General features: G+C 34.8%; 19 protein-coding genes. 7 read left to right on the plus strand and 12 right to left on the minus strand.

Annotation, left to right across the window (positions count from 1 at the left end):
* Positions 1 to 223 precede the first annotated feature (223 nt).
* The 5 genes from ABS764_RS15240 to ABS764_RS15260 all read right to left on the minus strand — a co-directional run bounded on the left by ABS764_RS15240 (position 224) and on the right by ABS764_RS15260 (position 3,761).
* Positions 224 to 928 carry a hypothetical protein gene (locus ABS764_RS15240; RefSeq protein WP_408082654.1) on the minus strand — a complete coding sequence of 235 codons (705 nt, stop codon included), beginning with the start codon at positions 926 to 928 and terminating at the stop codon, positions 224 to 226.
* Positions 929 to 1,154: 226 nt separating this feature from the next.
* On the minus strand, positions 1,155 to 1,535 hold the full coding sequence (locus ABS764_RS15245) for a nuclear transport factor 2 family protein (RefSeq protein ID WP_408082655.1): 381 nt from the start codon (positions 1,533 to 1,535) through the stop codon (positions 1,155 to 1,157).
* A 16-nt stretch (positions 1,536 to 1,551) separates the two neighbouring features.
* Positions 1,552 to 2,133 (minus strand): O-methyltransferase, encoded by a 582-nt coding sequence (locus tag ABS764_RS15250; RefSeq protein ID WP_408082656.1) that lies wholly within the window; start codon positions 2,131 to 2,133, stop codon positions 1,552 to 1,554.
* 83 nt (positions 2,134 to 2,216) lie between these two features.
* Positions 2,217 to 3,038 (minus strand): hypothetical protein, encoded by an 822-nt coding sequence (locus ABS764_RS15255; protein WP_408082657.1) that lies wholly within the window; start codon positions 3,036 to 3,038, stop codon positions 2,217 to 2,219.
* 54 nt (positions 3,039 to 3,092) lie between these two features.
* On the minus strand, positions 3,093 to 3,761 hold the full coding sequence (locus ABS764_RS15260) for a M23 family metallopeptidase (RefSeq protein ID WP_408082658.1): 669 nt from the start codon (positions 3,759 to 3,761) through the stop codon (positions 3,093 to 3,095).
* Positions 3,762 to 4,281: 520 nt separating this feature from the next.
* Between ABS764_RS15260 and ABS764_RS15265 the strand changes: the two genes are divergently transcribed.
* Positions 4,282 to 5,100: an SDR family oxidoreductase gene (locus ABS764_RS15265; RefSeq protein ID WP_408082659.1), complete on the plus strand. Its 819-nt coding sequence runs from the start codon at positions 4,282 to 4,284 to the stop codon at positions 5,098 to 5,100.
* A 165-nt stretch (positions 5,101 to 5,265) separates the two neighbouring features.
* On the opposite strand, the gene ABS764_RS15270 is transcribed toward ABS764_RS15265, so the two are convergent.
* The 3 genes from ABS764_RS15270 to prfB form a co-directional block, all read right to left on the minus strand.
* On the minus strand, positions 5,266 to 5,835 hold the full coding sequence (locus tag ABS764_RS15270; protein ID WP_408082660.1) for a pentapeptide repeat-containing protein: 570 nt from the start codon (positions 5,833 to 5,835) through the stop codon (positions 5,266 to 5,268).
* A 128-nt stretch (positions 5,836 to 5,963) separates the two neighbouring features.
* Positions 5,964 to 7,589: a DUF4139 domain-containing protein gene (locus ABS764_RS15275; protein WP_408082661.1), complete on the minus strand. Its 1,626-nt coding sequence runs from the start codon at positions 7,587 to 7,589 to the stop codon at positions 5,964 to 5,966.
* A 190-nt stretch (positions 7,590 to 7,779) separates the two neighbouring features.
* A protein-coding gene (gene prfB / locus ABS764_RS15280) for a peptide chain release factor 2 (protein ID WP_408082662.1) occupies positions 7,780 to 8,878 on the minus strand; the annotation gives its coding sequence in 2 pieces (ribosomal slippage) (positions 7,780 to 8,814 and positions 8,816 to 8,878; 1,098 coding nt in all).
* Between the two features lie 84 nt (positions 8,879 to 8,962).
* On the opposite strand from prfB, the gene ABS764_RS15285 reads away from it, so the two are divergent.
* Positions 8,963 to 9,982 (plus strand): threonine aldolase family protein, encoded by a 1,020-nt coding sequence (locus ABS764_RS15285; RefSeq protein ID WP_408082663.1) that lies wholly within the window; start codon positions 8,963 to 8,965, stop codon positions 9,980 to 9,982.
* A 212-nt stretch (positions 9,983 to 10,194) separates the two neighbouring features.
* Here the strand turns inward: ABS764_RS15285 and ABS764_RS15290 are convergent, their stop codons facing one another.
* On the minus strand, positions 10,195 to 10,680 hold the full coding sequence (locus ABS764_RS15290; RefSeq protein WP_408082664.1) for a hypothetical protein: 486 nt from the start codon (positions 10,678 to 10,680) through the stop codon (positions 10,195 to 10,197).
* A 23-nt stretch (positions 10,681 to 10,703) separates the two neighbouring features.
* Entirely contained in the window at positions 10,704 to 11,024 is a 321-nt protein-coding gene (locus tag ABS764_RS15295; RefSeq protein WP_408082665.1) for a YbaB/EbfC family nucleoid-associated protein, read from the minus strand.
* A gap of 144 nt (positions 11,025 to 11,168) precedes the next feature.
* Between ABS764_RS15295 and ABS764_RS15300 the strand changes: the two genes are divergently transcribed.
* From ABS764_RS15300 to ABS764_RS15310, 3 genes are all read left to right on the plus strand, one after another.
* Positions 11,169 to 13,229: a S9 family peptidase gene (locus tag ABS764_RS15300; protein WP_408082666.1), complete on the plus strand. Its 2,061-nt coding sequence runs from the start codon at positions 11,169 to 11,171 to the stop codon at positions 13,227 to 13,229.
* Positions 13,230 to 13,300: 71 nt separating this feature from the next.
* Positions 13,301 to 14,341, plus strand: a complete 1,041-nt coding sequence (locus ABS764_RS15305; RefSeq protein ID WP_408082667.1) for a PLP-dependent cysteine synthase family protein — start codon at positions 13,301 to 13,303, stop codon at positions 14,339 to 14,341.
* A 341-nt stretch (positions 14,342 to 14,682) separates the two neighbouring features.
* Entirely contained in the window at positions 14,683 to 16,656 is a 1,974-nt protein-coding gene (locus ABS764_RS15310; RefSeq protein WP_408082668.1) for a TonB-dependent receptor family protein, read from the plus strand.
* A 125-nt stretch (positions 16,657 to 16,781) separates the two neighbouring features.
* Here ABS764_RS15310 and ABS764_RS15315 read toward each other — a convergent pair whose 3' ends face one another.
* Positions 16,782 to 17,648, minus strand: coding sequence for an AraC family transcriptional regulator (locus ABS764_RS15315; RefSeq protein WP_408082669.1), 867 nt, complete (start codon positions 17,646 to 17,648; stop codon positions 16,782 to 16,784).
* A 284-nt stretch (positions 17,649 to 17,932) separates the two neighbouring features.
* Here ABS764_RS15315 and ABS764_RS15320 point away from each other — a divergent pair, with 284 nt between their 5' ends.
* Positions 17,933 to 18,697, plus strand: a complete 765-nt coding sequence (locus ABS764_RS15320; protein ID WP_408082670.1) for an SDR family NAD(P)-dependent oxidoreductase — start codon at positions 17,933 to 17,935, stop codon at positions 18,695 to 18,697.
* A gap of 148 nt (positions 18,698 to 18,845) precedes the next feature.
* Entirely contained in the window at positions 18,846 to 19,700 is an 855-nt protein-coding gene (locus ABS764_RS15325; RefSeq protein WP_408082671.1) for a fumarylacetoacetate hydrolase family protein, read from the plus strand.
* 63 nt (positions 19,701 to 19,763) lie between these two features.
* Here ABS764_RS15325 and ABS764_RS15330 read toward each other — a convergent pair whose 3' ends face one another.
* Complete coding sequence (locus ABS764_RS15330) at positions 19,764 to 20,075, minus strand: DUF3861 domain-containing protein (RefSeq protein ID WP_408082672.1); 312 nt, start codon at positions 20,073 to 20,075, stop codon at positions 19,764 to 19,766.
* Between the last annotated feature and the right edge of the window lie 115 nt (positions 20,076 to 20,190).

The following is a 20,190-nucleotide window of genomic DNA, read 5'->3' on the forward strand; positions in this document are numbered from 1 at the left end:
CTGCCTCTTGAGAATCTCATATTTGAGATTTTTCTTTGGTAGCCCTCTGAATACTTTCTAAATTTGAAGAGGTTTTTTCACAGCCTGACGTCCCCTTGGTACAAGAGGTTTGGGGTTAAATTAAGCCTTGTTTTCGGATTTGCCTAAACTTCCTAAGTTCAAGATCATTTTTAAATTAAGCCAAAATGTCCAAATCTATTTTAGCAAGTGTTATACGGTGTTTTTATTTCACGATTTCGTTTGTTCTATCTTGTAATTCTTTTAATAATTCATTAAAAAAAGATTCAATTTTCAGAAATAAATTTTCAATAAATATTTCTTCAATATTTTCCAAATAGTACATTTTTTCAAATTCTTTAAATTTTAAACCTTCAATATGCAATAATTTATCATATTGTTCTTTTGTCGCAATTCCGTCTTGATGGTTGAAAATATTTCTAACTTCCATTTGATTAAAAATTGGAGTAAAATACTTTTCACTTTTGACATTTTTATCATTTAAAAAAAGTCTTAAGAATTTCCAATGACCTAAAAAAACGGAATTAGTTTTATTTAATTCAAAGTTTGGTTTAAAATCGTTTTGTATTTTGTCACGAATTACTTTTAATTTACTTTCCAAAACAGCAAAAATCGAAATTACTTTTGAAATATTTTGTATTCTTTTTAGTTCAGAAATTATCTCTTCATCAATGCCATATAAATGAGTTATATATTGGTCAAAATCTTGCTCATCCATTTGTGTATTTAGACTTCTAACTTCGGAAGTTTTACTATTTAAATCTTTATGAACTATTTCAAAGCCCTCGTTTTGAAGAATTACTAATTTCTTTAAAGCATCGATTGAAGTATAAATTTCAAATTTAATCCAATTGATTTCTGCCCATTTTATAATGTTATTTAAATCAAATGAAAGTTTTTTCTTTGTCATAATTTTTCGGTTCTGCAGTAAAATGCCGTATAACTTTTATATTGGTGCCACAAAACGGCTCTAATCTACTCAAAATCGGGTAGCTTTTGTAACATAAAAGGAGCTGTTGTTTATTTTTTAAATATATTAAAATATTCTTACAAAAAGTGTTTTAAAAATTAAACTAATAGAAAGCCCGGATATTATCGGTGTTAGTAGAATAAAATTCAAATGTGACTTATAAAATTTAAGGTAGTTGCATAAAACTTGCACCAATAATTTTTAAGGAGTTGTCAAAGCGTTTCCATACCCTGAAATAGCGAAATTTTCCTTCGAGCGGTGTGCCCATCATGGTGCCACGGGCAGTCATGGTTACAATAGCAAGTGCTGTATTGCCTGTTATTTTAATTTCGTTAATTTCGGTTGAGGCTTCTTCGATAATCATTGCTTTGGCTCTGTGAGCGTTCAGGTCCATTTCCTTAGTGAGCAGTTGTCCGTTAGGGGCAACAGCAATTAAGTCGTCGTGCAATAATTCATCAAGCACAGCTACATTGCTTGCCAGCTGTGCGGAGAAAAGCTGGTCTTCTGCTGCTATGATTTCTTCTCTGCTAATTGTTGTTGTATTCATAGTGGTATGTTTTTGCCTATTGTTTTTTGGTTGCTATAATGATACCGGTAGACCAATTCATTTTAGTCAAATTAAAATCGTTTCGGTTTTCTAAATAGTCGATTAGTTTTTCAACATTCTCCTGATGTCCCTGTGGCCAATTGGGCTGTGGTAACATATCATCAATAATGTACATTCCACCTACTTTTATCAAATCAAGAATTTCATTGATTTCACTATATTTTCCCGGCCAGGCATCAGCAAAGACTAAGTCAAAATTCTCTCCTTTGTAATTTTTAATCCATTCCGTTGCGTCAGCGTTTATGATGTTTACTCTTTTGTCATGACCAAAATAATTCTTCGCTATCTCAATAAGTTTAGGATCATTGTCAATACTGCTAAGTTTAGATGCAGTATCCATGCCGTCAATCATCCACGAAAGCGATAAACCTATTCCGGTTCCTAATTCTAATAGATTTGATTTTGGTTTTGATGTGATTAATGTTTTCAATAAAGTCCCGATATAAAGGTCAGAAGGCATTGTAAATCCAATTTCTTTGGATTTGTTTTCTATTTGAGAATGAATCTCAGGTTTGTCAAGGATATTTGAATCGTTCATGTTTTTATTACTTTTACTTATTTAAGGCGAGACAGTTTTTTTAGCAGGTATAACCGGAAAGTCTGCGCTGGCGGAGGTATGTTTTATTTCTCTGTTTTTTCAAACATTTTAGTGAATGCTTCTGCGGGCATTACGTTAAGTTCCTCCGTTTTACAATTCCATACAGACGCATAATTTTTAGAAAGTACAATATGGTTTTTCCAATTGGTGAATTTTCCGTAAAGCATTAATGTGCAGATATCTGTAGCAGTAATAAAATCTCCTGTTTCTGCCTGGTGGTTGTGTACAGTTTGTACTTCGGTCTCGTCTTTTTTGTATTGTATCGGAATTAAATTTTTATGTAATGCTTTCCGGCTGATGAAGTTATTGTTTTTGTCAAAGTTGAGTAAATAATCATTTCCCAGCAGCACAACTCCGTTAACATTAGGACCTGTGAGAATATATACTTTCTTCTCGTTATTAGAGATCAACGGAATCAGATTTAGTTTACTGTTGTTGTAACTCTTGATAAGTGTATCGTTTTCCAGTGCTTTTTTTGCATTTTCTCTTAAGGTATAATAATCCAGTTCATTTGGGGTAAATGTTCTTTCTTCTACCAGTGCTATTGCTTTACTGACTTCAAAAGTTCCATTAAAAATAATAGTTCCAATGACTTTAGGGTTTTCTTCTTTTGAAAAGAAAATACATTTTGATTTATCGTTTTCTGAATACGAAAAATACCCGCCAATTTTTTCGTGATCTTTATATTTTGCCAGAAAAATATCGGTTCCGTACCAGGACGCCATTTCTGATTGGTATAATTTTTTTCCTTCTTCAATAATAGGTTTGGTTAGCTTATCAGTTTTTGATTGGGCAATACAATGGATTGCAGTAAAAAGTAAAGCTAAGAGTGATAGTTTTTTCATGGTTTTATTTGAGTTGGTTAAAAAAAGATACAATTGAGACGGACATTAAAGATTTTAGTAATTTCTGTTATAGATACATTTCTCCTCTAAATATTCTGAGCATTCTCCATCTCCTGTTTTAAATTTTGTTTTCAGCGTTTTCCTGTTTTCTAATTTTTGTAAAAAGATCACAAGATGAAGATGGGGTCCCGTACTCCAGCCCACATTGCCGCTATAACCTATGATGTCTCCTTTTTTTACATTGCTGCCAATGTTTACAATTGAACCGTCTTTTTTAATATGAGTATATTCAGCAAAGGTTCCGTCGGGATGATAGATAATTATTTCGTTGTTGTACTTTTTGCAGTCTTCTTCGCCACAGTTTATTGAATTTGTATCTGTAACTTTTACAACAATGCCCTCTCTTACAGCTTTAATTTCTGTTCCTTCGGGCATATTAAAATCTAATGCGTTTTGATTTTGATGTGAACGATTACCATTATACCCCTGATTAATTTTAAATGTTTTTGCAGAAGAAAATGGTAAGTCATAAATGAATTCAGAATCATATTCATCCAGATTATGATTGCCTAAATTGGTTCTGTAGGTATAATTAAATTTATACGCCATTCTTTTATTCTTTACTGAAAGATTAGTTAATAATTGTCTTTCTTGTAAAGGATCAATTATGTAGAGTTGATCATTTTCACCTTGAATTTCAAGGTTGTTTAATTCAAAATGCATTTTTACAGTTATGGGGCAGTATTCTTTATTGTCAACAAATACGCTGTAGCCATTCTTGTTTTTCTCGTAGTAAATTTTAATATTATGGTTAGCAAAGCTAAAACAAGTATTCAGTAAGAATACGAAAAGAAAGTAACAACTCCGTTTTTTCATAATTAGATTTGATTAAAGTACTGATAAATATATATAAAATATTCTTACAAAAAAGTATTGTTAAAAAATAAACGGAATAACTAGCCCTGATAGCGCCGATATCCTCGTGTAGCGCAGCGAAACGAGATAAAGGCAATAGCAGGAGGGAAAGTAGTTGTAGAAAAGAGAGTTTGTGCTCCATAAAAGAAAAAAACGACTATTCATTTACCGATAGTTTAACGACAGCTTAACACAAATTATAATCAAAAGGCTGTTACTTTATAACTGGCTCATTAATAGCGGTTCACTAAAATGTTTTTTTATAAGTTTGGGAGTTTTAGTGCTTTGCCGGAAGCGAGCTTATTATTAATTTTAAAATGGAAGTAGTATGCAAAATCCAAATAACAGACTGGCGGGACAAACCGCGATAGTAACCGGAGCGAGTTCCGGAATAGGAGAAGCGGTGGCCACGGGATTAGGCCGTGATGGTGCTAATGTAGTGGTGAATTATGTTTCGCATCCTGAGGCTGCAGAAGAAATAGCGCATCGAATTTCGCTGGACAATTTATGTGGGGATGCGATAGCGATACGCTGTGATGTGAGCAAGGAAGATCAGGTTCAGGCGATGTTTAAGCAAACGGTTAACCATTTTGGGACGGTTGATATTTGTGTGCCTAATGCGGGACTGCAAAAGGATGCCGCCTTGCATGAAATGTCCCTTGCCGACTGGCAGTTAGTGATTGATGTGAACCTGACCGGGCAGTTTTTATGTGCCAGAGAAGCGATTAGGGAATTCCTGCGCCGTGGGATGCGTCCTGAGGTTTCAAAATCTATAGGAAAAATTATCCACATGAGTTCTGTTCATCAGATTATTCCGTGGGCAGGGCATGCCAATTATGCTGCTTCCAAAGGGGCTATTGTGATGCTGATGGAGAGTATTTGTCAGGAATATGCCCATTATAAAGTGCGCTGCAACAGTATTGCTCCCGGAGCGATCCAAACAGAGATTAACAGAGCGGCATGGGATACCGAGGATTCACTAAAGAAACTCAACGAACTGATTCCTTATAAGCGTATTGGGATTCCGGAGGATATAGGGAGCGCTGCGGTGTGGCTGGCTTCGGACGAGTCAGAATATATCAACGGGACTACTATTTTTGTTGATGGCGGAATGACCTGTTATCCGGGTTTTACGACTAATGGATAAAGAGTATTGTAAATGCTACGATTTGTTTTCTAATTTACTTTGGTGCCCGTTGCAAGCAGACAGCAGATTTGGGGCTTCGACAAGATCAGCCTGACAGAATAAAAAGGGAGAGTGGAAATTCGCAGGAAAATATTCTGAGAACAAAATGATCGTGCTCTAAAAAAATTACTCCACAATAATCCCATGTTTGTATAGCAATCCTTTTACGCCTTCGAGAGCAAATTGTGCTTTTTTGAGTTTGGTTTTTTCAGGGTCGATGGTATAGTTATAACTCGTTCTAAAATCGACTTTGTTGGCTATGGCTTTTTCAAATTCGGCGCGGTATAAATCGCAGTTGTAGAATTGTGCTCTGGTTAAATCGGCAGCCATAAAATCAACCGCAATGAGGCTGGAATTATTGAAACTAATGCCTTTTAGTTTCAGAGCGTAGAATTTAGAGAAATCTAAGCTGCAATAGTCAAAATGCATTTCGAAGATGAGTTTGTCGCTCATGGCAAAATTGACTTCTTTGATTTGGCAATCGTTAAAAAACACGGTTCTGAAAGCAGTATGGTTGATTTTAGCATGATTGAAAATACAATCGTTGAATTGGCAATCAATAAACGTAACTCCCATTAGATTGCAATCGGAAAAAACGCAATTGGTAAATGTGCAGGATTCAAATTCTTTAAGGTTCAGCGCTTCCTGACCATAGCGGATGTCGTTGTAATGTTGGTCAAAGAAATACTCGGTCATTTATAAGTTAGGAGTTAGGGGTTGTGAGTTGTGAGAAAAAAAGAAGAAAGAAAGACTGGCTGGCTGGCAAATTTAATAATTATGTTTTCAAAATAAAACCCGACAATAATAAAACTGTCGGGCTTAGCTTAATACAAATTGCTTATGTTTTTGTCTTTTGGATATTTGACTTTATAACTTATTCTGATTTTTTTGGTTTCATTGGGCGAAAGTTTTAAATCCCAGCTTAGTTTCCCGGTTTCTTCATTTACTCTGGCTCTTCCGTTATCGGTAAGTTCAACTGTAATTTCTTTGTCTGTGCTTAATGGATACTGGTCTTCCAGCGCTATAGCCACTTCTTCTTTTTTGTTGTTTTTGACTGTTATATCATAGGTAAAAGTTTGTTCTTTGTAAGCAGAGAGGAATTTTGTACCGGATTTATCCGCTATCTTTTCGCGTGTAATAGCTATTTTTTTATCTCTACCCATACTTAATTTTAAAGTATCGGCAGTCTGATTTGGGTTTACATTTGTTTTTCCAACATACATGCCTTCAAAAATAATATTGGCTTCTCCCTCTAATAAATTATAATTGGAGTAATCACTTATTTCGGCTAGTAAAAAGGCTTCTTTGTCTGCTTTTGGAGCCGCATAATAGGTGTAGGCAGCCGGTAGTTTTATTTCTTTTAATGAAACACTGTGTGCTTTCCAGTTGGATAATATGTCGTAAGGAATGTCAATATCAAAGGAAACATTCAGTTGGTTTTCATTAATGCTGGTGTATTGCGAAATATCGGATTTATTCAGTTTTTTGTCTGCTGTAACAACGACTTCTTTTAACCCTTCTTTAGGAGCTACTTGGATTCCAGAAACTTTTCCTTGTAAAGCATTTGAAATATATTCTGGTTGTGAATATCTTAAAAACCATGGCTGTAATTGTGGTGCCTGATTATTCTGGTTGGGGTTACCGCTTGATAAAGTCAGTTTTACTTTTTTCCAGTCCATTCCGGAATTTTGGAAAACCTGTGCTTTATACATCATGTTAATTGGATTTTTGATGTTTTCGGCACGCAGTTCGTAAAAGGGTTTCCAGGTTGCTGAATTAGTGATGTAACTAATATCGAAAGGGATGTTTCCGGCTATAGTATTCATCACCTGCAGAATGAGTTTTCCGCTTGCAGATTTTTCTTCATTTTTTGTGTTGAATGCTAACTTATTATTTAATTCGGTTAGTCTTTTATTCCAAAATTCTTCTTTTTCCTGTAAGTCAGTTATTGTATTGTCGAGTTCCGTTCTTTTGGCTTTTGAATAATCGACGAGTTTGATTAATTCGGCAACATTCAGTCCTGTATTCACTCCTGTAACCGACTGGTTATTGTCTAAAAGAGCAATGGTTTGTTTGTTAGCATTATTTAAAATCTGAATTCGTTTGATTTCTTTTTTTACCCAGCTGACACTGTCTCTCACTTTTTTTATCAGAGGATTACTTTCGTCAGGTTCAAATTCTGAAATATAATTATTAGTAAACTGTACCGACATAACAGTTACAGAAGCAGGAGCGGCAATTTGAATGGTGTTTTGATTGAGATGATTAGCAATATTTTTAATAACGACTTCAGTTGTTCCTGCCGGAAGATTTACCGAAGTATTTTGAGTGAGTTCTGCGGCATTCAAATAAACAGTAACGGCTTTAATTTTAGCAGTTGCAAAAACCGGTTTCTGGGCAAATGTCAGCATTGAACCGAATAATATAAGAAGGAGTAAAGTATTTTTCATCTAAAAACTAATTTTCTGGATTTTGTTAAACGTAAATGTAATTAAAAAACTACAACATTTACTAACGTACAAGATTTTATTTTTATAAAATAATAAACCCGACCAATCTGTTGACTGTCGGGTTTGATTATTTTAAGAATTTTAAATTTTGTCTAAAAAAGCAGTAGAACAGAAGATTTCGATTAAAAATCTATTCTTCTTCTTTTTGTCCCATCATCATCAGATAGGCTTTGAGGAATTCGTCGATTTCACCGTTCATTACGCCGTCAACGTTACTGGTTTCATAGCCTGTACGAACATCTTTAACCAGTTTATAAGGCTGCATCACGTAGTTTCGGATTTGCGAACCCCATTCGATTTTCATTTTCCCGGCTTCAATATCGGCGCGTTGTGCCTGTTTCTTTTTCAGTTCGATTTCATATAACTGAGAACGAAGCATTTGCATGGCACGCTGCCTGTTGTCCTGTTGGGAGCGGGTCTCCGAACACTGAATCTGGATTCCGGTAGGCTTGTGATACAACTGTACTTTAGTCTCTACCTTATTTACGTTTTGTCCTCCGGCACCACTGGAACGGGATGTGGTAATTTCAATATCGGCAGGATTAATATCAATTTCGATACTGTCATCTACTAACGGATAAACATAAACGGAAGCAAATGAAGTATGACGTTTGGCATTACTGTCAAACGGAGAAATACGCACCAGTCGGTGTACGCCGTTTTCACCTTTTAGGTAGCCAAAAGAATAATCGCCTTCAAATTCTAAAGTTACAGTTTTGATTCCCGCTACATCGCCTTCCTGATAGTTGAGTTCTTTTATTTTGAAACCGTATTTTTCGCCCCACATCATGTACATACGCATCAGCATGGAAGCCCAGTCGCAACTTTCGGTTCCACCGGCTCCGGCTGTAATTTGCAAAACAGCACTTAAAGTGTCTCCTTCATCTGAAAGCATGTTTTTGAATTCGATGCCTTCAATATGATTTTGAGTCAGTTGATATTGTTCGTCAAGCTCTTCGGCTGTGAGTTCACCTTCTTTGTAGAATTCATAAGCCAGTTGTAGCTCGTCCGTTAGCGCAACAGCTTTATCATAGTCTTCGATCCACTTTTTTTTGTTTCGGAGATTTTTTACAATAAGTTCCGCTTCCTTTGCGTTGTTCCAAAAATCGGGAGCAAAAGTTTTCTCTTCTTCGTTAGCAATTTCGATAAGTTTAGCATCGACGTCAAAGATACCTCCTCAACGCACCAAGGCGCTCCACAATACCTTTAATTTGTTCGGTAGTTGTCATAAATTATGTAATTTTGTTGCACAAAAATAATAAAAAAAATCACGTAGGGACTACAGTCCATGTATCTCTATAAAAAATATAAAAATGCAGATAAATTTAGTTAGTGACACAGTAACAAAACCTTCCTACGAAATGTTACAGTATATGTTTAATGCTGATGTAGGGGATGATGTTTACAAAGAAGATCCTACAGTTACAGAATTAGAGGACAGAGTAGCAGCGATTTTCGGGATGGAGGCAGGTTTGTTTTTTCCCACGGGTACAATGGCAAACCAAACGGCCATTAAACTGCATACTCAGCCCGGCGAACAGTTAATAGCTGATAAATATTCGCATATTTTTCATTTTGAGGGTGGTGGTGTTTCTTTCAATAGTGGTGTTTCCTGCTGTTTGCTGGAAGGAAACCGCGGGATGATTACTGCAAAACAAGTGGCGGGAGCTATTAATAAACCTGATTTTTATCACAGTCCGTTAACGAGTCTGGTGTGTATTGAGAATACTACTAATGTAGGTGGCGGAGCTTGCTACGAAATGGAAGAACTGCAAAAAATAAAAGCGGTTTGTGATGCCAATAATTTAAAGCTGCATTTAGACGGTGCCCGAATCTGGAATGCTTTGGTTGCTAAAAGGCAGAACCCAAAAGATTTCGGGAAAGTATTTGATACGATTTCGGTTTGTTTTTCTAAAGGACTGGGAGCGCCTGTAGGATCTGTTTTATTGGGTGATAAAAAGACTATTCAGCGTGCTTTGCGTATTAGAAAAATATTAGGAGGAGCAATGCGTCAGTCAGGTTATTTGGCTGCGGGAGCTATTTATGCTTTAGAAAATAACATTAAATTATTGACAGAAGATCACAGACGTGCAAAGGAACTTGCGAATGTTCTGAAGAAGAAACCATGGGTTGCTACAGTGGAGCATGTAGAAACGAATATTTTGATTTTTTCACTGGTTCCGGAATTTCAGGATGAGCTTTTAATAGAAAAACTGAAACAAAAAAATATTTCCATAAGTTCAGTAGGAAATAGAAAATTGCGCATCGTCACTCATTTAGATTATAGGGAAGTGATGCATACGTATGTGATTGAAACGTTGTCTAAATTATGAGTTATAAGTTGTGAGTTATGAGTTGTGAGTTATGAGTTAAGGTTCTTTGTGAAGTGCAAAACTTCTACTCCATAACTCATAACGTTTTCGGGCTTTGCGTTTGGGCGGGTTTCGGAGCACAAAACTGTCAACCTGCACTGAACTCGAATAGAAGCACAAAGCTCCAAGTTTGTACGTCACCCCGCCTGACGCAAAACCCGTGTTAGCGGTAGTTATTTTTCTCTTGTTGCTTTTGTTCCTGTATATTGTTCAAGTTTAGAAATGATTTCTTTGTCAAATCTTGCTTCTATTCTTTTCTTGTCTGATGAAGAAGTGTTGTCCTCAAGTGTCCAACCAGATGTAGCATTTTCAACTGCTCGGATAGAAATTCCAGTTTTTGTCGTGTCAAGCTGAATCGAGTCATTAGCGTCACCATAAAAAGTTACATAATACATTTCTTCTGGGTCAGATGGGAAATAAAATATTCTACTGTCTAAAAAGTCATAACCTCTCTCTTTCCAATCGTCACGAGATTTCCATTTGTCAGGAATTTTATAGTTGGGATATTTGGAAAATAATGTGTCAATTCCTTGAACAAGTTTTCGCTTTGAAGTCGGAAACATCCTTGTGTCAAAACCGCCAAGTGTTCCAGCACCCATAAAACAACTTGTCAAAAAGCAAGATGTCAAAAAAGCTATAATCAGTTTGGTCGTTTTCATAATTACCGCTAACACCTAACTTTTTACTTAAAAAGATTATCCATTCCCGGAATCATTGGCATATCCATTTTGGCCACAGCATCCAGTTCCGCTTCGTTTACTTTAGTTGCTTTTTCGATGGCTTTATTCATTACCAGAATCATATAATCTTCCAGTTGTTCTTTGTCTTCCAGTAATTCATCGGCAATCGTGATGGATTTTATTTTTCTGTTGGCAGTCATGGTAACTTTCAGTAAGCCATCTGTGCTTTGTTCATCAACAAGTACCGTATCCAGACGTTTTTTAGTCTCTTCAATTTTATTTTGGGTTTCTTTTAACTTACCCATCATTCCCATTAAATCCATTTTTATTTTTTTTAATTAAATTAGTTCACGAATTTACTATTTTTACGGGTATTACAATGTTAAAATTGATGAAAAAGGAGGGCGGATTAGTATTTGTTTCCCCTACTTTTGTGCCAACTATTATAAAAATGTCAATAAATACTAATGATAGAAAAATTACAACCTCCAGTTGCTAAAATTATACCTACTGAATTAGAAAAGTTTGGAGACCTTAGAATCGATAATTATTTCTGGCTGAAAGACCGGGAGAATCCGGAAGTTATTGATTATCTGAACAAAGAGAATGAATATTACCAGCAGATGACGGCTCATACGCAGGATTTTCAGAACATATTGTTTGAAGAAATGAAAGCGCGTATAAAAGAAGACGATCAGTCAGTTCCTTATTTATACAATGGCTATTATTATATTACCCGATATGAAACAGGTCAAAATTACCCTATATATTCCCGAAAAAAAGGCAGCCTTTCGGCAAAAGAAGAAATCCTTTTTGACTGTAACGTGATGGCACAAGGGCAGCCCTATTTTAAATTGGGAGGAATGAGTATAAGCCCTGATAATAAACTGGCTATTTTTAGTACGGATATTATTGGGAGACGTATTTACACTATTCAGGTAAAGAATTTAGTGACTAACGAAATTCTTGAAGATAAAATAGAAAGAGTAACGGGATCTGCAGTTTGGGCAAATGATAACAAAACCATTTTTTATTCCAGCCAGGACGAGGTGACTTTGCGTTCCGATAAAATTTTTAAACATAAATTGGGAACAACCCAAGTGGAAGATGTCTTAGTTTATTTTGAAAAAGACGACACTTTTAGTGTGGATATATCCAAATCAAAATCCAGAAAATATTTAGCAATAGAGTCGGGAAGTACCCTGACTACAGAGTATCGTATTTTGAATGCTGATAATCCCGATGGAAAATTTAAGATTTTTCAAAAGCGAAAAAGAGGGGTAGAATACAGTATCAATCATTATCAGGATAGTTTTTATATCTTAACCAATAAAGATGATGCTGAGAATTTTAAACTGATGAAAACTCATGAAGAAGCGACTTCGGCAGAAAACTGGGTTGAAATTATTGCACATCGTGAGGATGTTTTATTAGAAGATATTGAGATTTTTTCCAATTATTTAGTGCTTGAAGAGCGTACCGGAGGTTTGAATAAAATCAGAATTAGGAGTTGGGATGGCAGTGAAGAATATTATTTGCCTTTTGGCAGTGAAACATACACTGCATATACCTCGACCAATGTGGATTTTGAAACTGAAATTCTGCGTTATAGTTATCAGTCAATGGCAACTCCTTCATCAGTGATTGATTTTAATATGCGCACAAAAGAAAAGGAAATTAAAAAAGAGCAAGAGGTTTTAGGAGGTAAATTTGACAAGAATAATTACAAAGAAGAGCGTGTCTGGGCTACTGCTAAGGACGGAACCAAAGTTCCTGTTTCGATGGTTTATCGCAAAGGATTAAAAAAGGATGGTAAAAATCCTTTATTGCTTTATGCTTACGGTTCTTATGGGCATTCTATGGACGCCTATTTTTCATCTACGCGTTTATCCTTATTAGACAGAGGGTTTATTTATGCTATTGCACACATTCGTGGCGGAGAAGATTTAGGAAGGCAGTGGTATGAAGATGGAAAATTGCTTCAAAAGAAAAATACTTTCACCGACTTTATTGACTGTTCGAAATATTTGATTGAGCGAAAATACACATCACCGGAACATTTATATGCAGAAGGAGGATCTGCCGGCGGATTGTTAATGGGGGTGATTGTTAATGAAGCCCCTGAATTGTATAACGGGGTAATTGCTCAGGTTCCATTTGTAGATGTAATGACCACAATGTTAGACGATACTATTCCGTTAACTACAGGAGAGTATGACGAATGGGGGAATCCAAATGTTAAAAAATATTATCAGTACATGAGATCTTATTCTCCTTATGATAATATAAGAGAACAATATTACCCTAATATGTATGTTTCTACGGGTTTACATGATTCTCAGGTACAATATTGGGAGCCAGCGAAGTGGGTTGCAAAGCTGAGAGTAAATAAAAAAGAGGATACTGTTTTGTATCTGGATACCAACATGGATGCAGGGCATGGAGGGGCTTCAGGAAGGTTTGAAGCACTAAAAGAATTAGCAAAAGAATTTAGTTTTTTATTAGATTTGGAAAAAATTAAAAAGTAATTAGTTTTTTTTTGTTAAATTTGCTGCGTATCCAGGTTAAATAAAACTTAATCTTGATTAACTATTTTTTTATGAAAGAAGAAATAAATGCTTATAATAATGTTTTAGAACTGATAGGAAATACACCTCTTATCAAGATAAACAAAGTCACCGAAAATTTAGAAGGTAATTTCTATGCTAAGGTAGAAGCTTTTAATCCGGGACATTCCTCAAAAGATAGGATTGCTTTATACATTATTGAAGAAGCAGAAAAAAAAGGTATATTATCTCCGGGGGATACTATCATTGAGACTACATCAGGTAATACTGGTTTTAGTTTAGCAATGGTGAGTATTATAAAAGGATATAATTGCATATTAGCTGTAAGTTCTAAATCATCTAAAGATAAAATAGACATGCTCCGCAGTTTAGGTGCAAAAGTCTATGTTTGTCCGGCACACGTATCTGCCGATGACGAACGCTCCTATTACAGCGTAGCAAAAAGACTGCATGAAGAAACCAAAGGATCGGTTTATATTAATCAGTATTTCAATCAGCTAAACATTGATGCCCATTATAATACAACCGGACCTGAAATCTGGAAACAGACTAATGGTAAAATAACCCATTTAGTTGCCTGTAGCGGAACGGGAGGAACTATCTCCGGAACTGCTAAATATTTGAAAGAACAAAACCCGAATATTAAAGTTCTTGGTGTGGATGCTTTTGGTTCAGTATTGAAAAAATACCATGAAACCAGAGAGTTTCATACTGACGAAATTTACCCTTACCGAATTGAAGGTTTAGGTAAAAACCTGATTCCATCAGCTACCGATTTTGACATGATTGATAAATTCATGAAAGTAACTGATGAAGAGAGCGCCCATTCAGCCAGAGAAATTACCCGAAAAGAAGGATTATTTGTAGGGTATACTTCAGGAGCTGTTTTACAGGCGATAAAGCAATATGCAGATGAAGGTGAATTTGATAAAAATAGTAACGTAATTGCTATTTTTCCTGATCACGGTTCTCGTTATATGAGTAAAGTTTTCAGTGATGACTGGATGAATGAACAAGGATTCTTCGACAGTATAAATGAAGAAGAAGTACAAAAAATTGAAATGATAAAATAGATTTTTCTATTTTCGATATATTAAACTCCGGAGCAATCCGGAGTTTTTTTTTAGAACATAATTTTTAACATTGAGATTAAGAAATATAAAAATAAGGTTTTGAAATTTAACTTCTTATAGTTTTTAAATTTTATATAAAAATCAATTTTTTATTAAATATGATTGGGAATAAAACAATAAATTTGAAATCTTCTATCCAAATGATTAGAATTATCAATATACTAATGACACTAAACAGAAATACATTTTTTAAGCTTCTTTTTTTTCTAATGTTGTTTTTTTGTACAACCGTTTTTGGACAAGTAAAAAAAGATACTGTTTCTTTATCAGAATTGAAGGTAATGAATGCTCCTATACGGAATTCAATTCAGCATTCAGCAGCAGCTGTTTCCATTATTACTGAGAAAGAAATCAATCAGGCTGACGGTGTAATCCTGACTCCTGTTCTTAATAAAGTTCCGGGAGTTTTTATGCAGCAAGGAGCTTTGAATACCAACAGAATTACCATTAGAGGAATAGGAGCGAGAACACAATACGGAACAGCTAAAATTAAAGCTTATTTTGAAGGAATTCCTCTTTCTAATGCTGAAGGTGAAACTGCTTTAGAAGATATAGATTTAGAGGTTTTAGGCGGAGTTGAAATTATAAAAGGACCTAATTCAAGCAGTTTTGGCGCGGGATTAGGAGGGGTTATCAGTTTGAGGGCAAAGCCATTGGATACAGAAACTTCTTTTGCAAAAACAGCTACTACTTTTGGAAGTTTTGGTTTGGTAAAACAAATTGTATCCGCCGGTTACAGTGATTCACAATCCGGTATTTTTGCTAATTACAGTAATTTACAACAAAACGGTTATCGTGATAATAGTGATTATAACCGCCAATCTGTAAATCTATTTGGAAAACAAAAATTATCTGAAAAATCTATACTTTCATTTTTTGGAATTGCCACCCGCTTAAAAGCGTATATCCCGAGTTCGATAAGTGAAACCGCTTTTAATACCAAACCTGAGTCGGCTGCGTCCACCTGGCTGGCTGCACGGGGATTTGAATCTTATGATAAAGTGCTGGCAGGAGTTGGATTTGAACATCAGTTTTCAAAAAACTGGTCGGCTGACGTGAGTCTTTTTTCTAATTTTAAAGAAGCTTATGAGCCTCGTCCTTTTGATATATTGAAAGAAAAAACAAAAATGCTCGGCTTTAGAGCTAAAGTAAATTATGAAGCTTCTTTATTTTCTTTGCCTAACACCATAAGTCTGGGGACAGAATTGATGACCGAAAATTATGCTTTCTCCCTTTTTAGAAATTTATATCAGTCTTATCCGGGACAAGGCAGTATTCAGGGGGATCAATTTAGTGAAATGGAACAAAAAAGAGGATATTGGAATGGATTTATCCAAATGGAAACGAAACTTTCTGATAAGTTGAATTTAGAATCCGGTTTGGCTTTTAATACTACAAATTACAGTCAGCAGGATGTGTTTTTAAGCGGTGAAAATCCGAAAGAACAATACACTTTTGGTTCGGTTTGGTCTCCAAGATTGGCACTTTCATATAAAATTGGGGAAGCTAAAAATGTGTATGTTTCCTTTAGCAAAGGATTCTCAGTTCCTTCTGTGGCTGAAACATTAACTCCCGATGGGAATCTTAATACAGATTTACAATCGGAAAAAGGGGTTAATTATGAAGTGGGTTTTAAAGCAAATTTTTTAGAGAAAAAGCTTTATACGGAATTGGTTTTTTATTCCACTCAAATCAATGATTTATTAGTAGCACGCCGTATTGCGGAAGATCAGTACGTGGGGATTAATGCAGGAGAGAGTTCGCATAAAGGAATAGAGTTTTTACTGAACTATAAATTCAGGCCTTGTTCAGATATTCAATTGAATCCTTATTTTTCGGCAACTATCAACCGTTTTGAGTTTAAAGATTTTGTAGATAATGATATTGATTATTCGGGTAATTTATTGCCGGCCGTGCCTGATACGCAATTTAATTTCGGATTTGATTTTGTTAGTGACAAAGGATTCAATTTTAATGCTTCATACCGCCTAACAGGGAAGATGTATCTTGATGATGCCAATTCGAAAGAAACTACGGGATATGAACTTTTAGACATCAAAGCCGGATATGCTTTTTATATTCTTAAAAACGTAAAAATGGAACTCAATATGGGAATTCAAAATGCGCTGAATGAAAAATATGCAGCCAGTATTTTGCCAAATGCAGTAGGTTTTGGTACTGTTCCGGCCCGTTTCTATTATCCCGGAAATCCGGTTAATTATTATGGTGGTTTTAATGTAGTGTATGCGTTTTAAGTAAGAGGCTTTTTGAATTTTCTTCCCCAACCCTAAAGGGTGGAAAATTTCTTGAAAATTTATCAAAATTACATACTTTAGGGTTGGGGAAATTAATTTTGATAAATTTAAAACGGGATTTAAATTTAACGCGCTATTTTATTTTTGTATTCCTTAGGTGTATTTCCGGTGTTTTTTTTGAATAATTTATTGAAATTAGAAACGGTTTTATAACCGCATTCATAAGCGATTTCCGAAACGCTCATGTCACTTTCTATAAGATGTTTGCAGGCGTTAGAAATGCGTATTTCGTTGAGGTATTCAATGAAATTTTTCTTAGTCTTAGACTTAAACATTCTGCAGAATGAGGTAGGAGTTAAGCTGGCAATCTGAGCAACTTCATCTAATGAAATTTCTTTTTTGTAATTTTCTTTAATATATTGATAAACTTCACTAAGACGGTCTTTTTTAAAAGATTCATTAGCAGGAAAATAGCTTTCCGGATTTATAAATTCAATATCAGCAGATTCGGAAAGAACAGATAAAATTTCAAAAAGACCTATAATAACTTCGAAATCTTTTTTAAGTACTAATTGTTCTAACTTCTGAGCAATCAGCTGATTTGTTTTTCCTGTAACCGATAAGCCTTTTTTAGCTTTTTCAAACAGGGAATTGATTTTTTTAGCTTCATTCAGTTCATAAAAAGCAGGTCCAAAAATATCTTTGTTGAAATAAACTACAATAGATTTGGCTTTTAATTTGTTGAGATTATGATAGTAAATTTCATCATTCAGCCATACATGAGGTATGTCAGAACCCAGAAAAACCATATCTCCTGCTTCAAAATTGCTGACTGAATTTCCTATAATCCGTTTGCCAAAACTTTCTTTGACATAGACTAATTCCAATTCCGGATGAGAATGGAAAGGTGCCTGGAAAAAAGCTTCCTCTCTTGAGAGTACTGAAATGGCACTATTAAGATAAGATGATATTTTAGTTTTTTCAAGTTTCATAAGTGGTCAAAGATAAATAATAATTAGATAAGGATAAAATCGAATTATTATGTGGTAATATAGGATAGTACCTTTATTTCCTGAATTTTAAAACCTATTTTAAGGTGTAATCTGTTGATTAGCAAATTGTAATATTTGTTTCTTTGCAAAAAAGAAATTGTTTTTTATGTACAACAGAAAATAAAATTAATGCAATTTTATCTCTTAAAACGAGCGGTTTATTCATAAATTTGTCCTTTTGAAAATAAGATATTCATTTTTAATAATTAAATACTACAATTAAAATGTTCTCATTAAAAAATAAAAAAGCAGTCATTACCGGAGGAGGTAGTGGAATAGGGAAAGCAATCTCTGTTTTATTTGCAAAACAAGGCGCAGAAGTTCATATTTTAGAATTAACCGCCGAAAGTGCCCAATCTACTGTTGAAGAAATTGCGGCCGAAGGTGGAAAAGTTTTTGCTCACGCCTGTAATGTTGCTCAACACGATGAGGTGGTTGCTGCTTTTGAAAAAATTGGAAACATTCATATTTTAGTAAATAATGCAGGAATTGCGCATGTAGGTAAAGTAGATACGACTCCTGAAGCTGATTTTGACCGGATTATGGATGTGAATGTAAAAGGAGTTTACAACTGTTTGTTTGCGTCTATTCCACAGTTTCGTAAATCCGGCGGAGGATCAATTGTTAATTTAGCTTCGATTGCTTCGTGGGTTGGTATTCCTGACCGTTTTGCTTATTCAACTGCTAAAGGCGCGGTAATGTCGATGACTTTATCTGTTGCTAAGGATTATATTAATGAAAACATTCGTTGCAATTCTATTTCTCCTGCTCGTGTGCATACCCCATTTGTAGATGGATTTATTGCTAAAAATTATCCGGGCAAAGAAGCTGAAATATTTGATAAATTATCAAAATCACAGCCTATCGGGAGAATGGGAAAACCGGAAGAAATTGCTACTTTAGCCTTGTTTTTAGCCAGTGATGAAGCCGGATTTATTACCGGATCAGATTATCCGATTGATGGGGGATTTATCAAATTAAATAATTAAAAAAAGAGTTGCTAAGATTCTAAGCTGATCAGTTTCTAAGCTGGAAACTAAGAAAAGGCTAAGAATCTAAGCTATTAAGTAATAAGATAAAAGAACTTAGAAACTGAAAAACTCAATAACTTAGTAACTTTTAAAAAAATATAAAGAAATGAAATTAATACGTTTTGGAGCCGAGGGCAGCGAGAAACCAGGAATTTTAATTGGAGAAAAAAGATATGATGTTTCTTCTATTGTGAGTGATTATAACGAATCATTTTTTGAAAATAATGGTTTAGAAAAATTAAAAACAGCTATTGAAAGCGGAACTTCTTTTCCGGAAGTAGCTGCTGATATTCGTTTAGGTTCTCCGGTTGCAAGACCTTCAAAAATTATTTGTATTGGTTTAAATTATGTAGATCACTGCCATGAAACGGGTGCTCCAATTCCCACAGAGCCTATCATTTTCTTCAAATCAACGACTTCTTTGTGTGGACCAAATGACAATGTAATCATTCCTAAAGGAAGCGAAAAAACGGATTGGGAAGTAGAATTAGCTTTTGTAGTAGGTAAAAAAGCAAGTTATGTAGAAGAAGCGGAAGCTTTAGATTATGTAGCCGGATATGCTTTATTAAATGATTACAGCGAAAGAGCATTTCAAATTGAGATGGGCGGACAATGGGCTAAAGGAAAAGGTTGTGATACGTTTGCACCTCTCGGGCCTGTTTTGGCTACTCAGGATGAAATTGCCGATGTGAATAATTTATCGATGTGGCTAACTGTAAATGGTAAAAAATTCCAAGACAGTAACACTTCTAATCTGGTGTTTAAAATTCCATTTTTAGTACATTATTTAAGTCAGTTTATGACATTACTTCCTGGTGATATCATCAGTACAGGAACACCTCCGGGAGTTGGTTTAGGGATTAAACCGGAACCTGTTTATGTAAAAGGAGGGGATGTTATAGAATTAGGTATTGAAGGTTTAGGTTCAAGTAAACAAGTTGCGGTGGCTTATTCTAAATAAAATAATCATTCTCAAAATTTTAAAAAGAGTATTGAATCTTCGGGATTTAATACTCTTTTTTATTTATTCTGATTCGCTTTGAGGAATGCCTTTAAGTTTTTTCATAAATACGCTGAAAGCAGGACCTAATTCTTCAAACAAAGGATCTTTTCGGTTTTTAAGCATAACTTCGCTAAAGAGTTTTAATCCAATGGTAAATTCGGTAGCCTGTTGTTTATTTCCAAATAAATTTTTGTCTTTCTGTCTTTCGATAATAGAAAAAATATTATCGTGATTTTCAAATAAAAGTTCGATAGGGGTTTCTGAAACAGCTTCTCCTTTTGCATCTTTCAAATATTCCAGCGTAAGTTTGTATTGATGGGCTCTTTTTTCCATGAGTTTTTATTTTTAAATAATTAAAGCGATATTTATGGTAAAAATAAGGTTTAACTTCTGTTATTAGGAGTGTTAAATCAACTAAATTAGTTATTAGAATATTAAAATTATAACA

It is taken from the genome of Flavobacterium plantiphilum (assembly GCF_046000495.1).
Taxonomy (GTDB): domain Bacteria; phylum Bacteroidota; class Bacteroidia; order Flavobacteriales; family Flavobacteriaceae; genus Flavobacterium; species Flavobacterium plantiphilum.

What these genes read in the sequence shown, in the direction of transcription:
- ABS764_RS15240 (WP_408082654.1), bottom strand. Translation starts at nt 928, where the DNA reads ATGACAAAGAAAAAACTTTCATTTGATTTAAATAACATTATAAAATGG.
- ABS764_RS15245 (WP_408082655.1), bottom strand. Translation starts at nt 1,535, where the DNA reads ATGAATACAACAACAATTAGCAGAGAAGAAATCATAGCAGCAGAAGAC.
- ABS764_RS15250 (WP_408082656.1), bottom strand. Translation starts at nt 2,133, where the DNA reads ATGAACGATTCAAATATCCTTGACAAACCTGAGATTCATTCTCAAATA.
- ABS764_RS15255 (WP_408082657.1), bottom strand. Translation starts at nt 3,038, where the DNA reads ATGAAAAAACTATCACTCTTAGCTTTACTTTTTACTGCAATCCATTGT.
- ABS764_RS15260 (WP_408082658.1), bottom strand. Translation starts at nt 3,761, where the DNA reads ATGCATTTTGAATTAAACAACCTTGAAATTCAAGGTGAAAATGATCAA.
- ABS764_RS15265 (WP_408082659.1), top strand. Translation starts at nt 4,282, where the DNA reads ATGCAAAATCCAAATAACAGACTGGCGGGACAAACCGCGATAGTAACC.
- ABS764_RS15270 (WP_408082660.1), bottom strand. Translation starts at nt 5,835, where the DNA reads ATGACCGAGTATTTCTTTGACCAACATTACAACGACATCCGCTATGGT.
- ABS764_RS15275 (WP_408082661.1), bottom strand. Translation starts at nt 7,589, where the DNA reads ATGAAAAATACTTTACTCCTTCTTATATTATTCGGTTCAATGCTGACA.
- ABS764_RS15285 (WP_408082663.1), top strand. Translation starts at nt 8,963, where the DNA reads ATGCAGATAAATTTAGTTAGTGACACAGTAACAAAACCTTCCTACGAA.
- ABS764_RS15290 (WP_408082664.1), bottom strand. Translation starts at nt 10,680, where the DNA reads ATGAAAACGACCAAACTGATTATAGCTTTTTTGACATCTTGCTTTTTG.
- ABS764_RS15295 (WP_408082665.1), bottom strand. Translation starts at nt 11,024, where the DNA reads ATGGATTTAATGGGAATGATGGGTAAGTTAAAAGAAACCCAAAATAAA.
- ABS764_RS15300 (WP_408082666.1), top strand. Translation starts at nt 11,169, where the DNA reads ATGATAGAAAAATTACAACCTCCAGTTGCTAAAATTATACCTACTGAA.
- ABS764_RS15305 (WP_408082667.1), top strand. Translation starts at nt 13,301, where the DNA reads ATGAAAGAAGAAATAAATGCTTATAATAATGTTTTAGAACTGATAGGA.
- ABS764_RS15310 (WP_408082668.1), top strand. Translation starts at nt 14,683, where the DNA reads ATGAATGCTCCTATACGGAATTCAATTCAGCATTCAGCAGCAGCTGTT.
- ABS764_RS15315 (WP_408082669.1), bottom strand. Translation starts at nt 17,648, where the DNA reads ATGAAACTTGAAAAAACTAAAATATCATCTTATCTTAATAGTGCCATT.
- ABS764_RS15320 (WP_408082670.1), top strand. Translation starts at nt 17,933, where the DNA reads ATGTTCTCATTAAAAAATAAAAAAGCAGTCATTACCGGAGGAGGTAGT.
- ABS764_RS15325 (WP_408082671.1), top strand. Translation starts at nt 18,846, where the DNA reads ATGAAATTAATACGTTTTGGAGCCGAGGGCAGCGAGAAACCAGGAATT.
- ABS764_RS15330 (WP_408082672.1), bottom strand. Translation starts at nt 20,075, where the DNA reads ATGGAAAAAAGAGCCCATCAATACAAACTTACGCTGGAATATTTGAAA.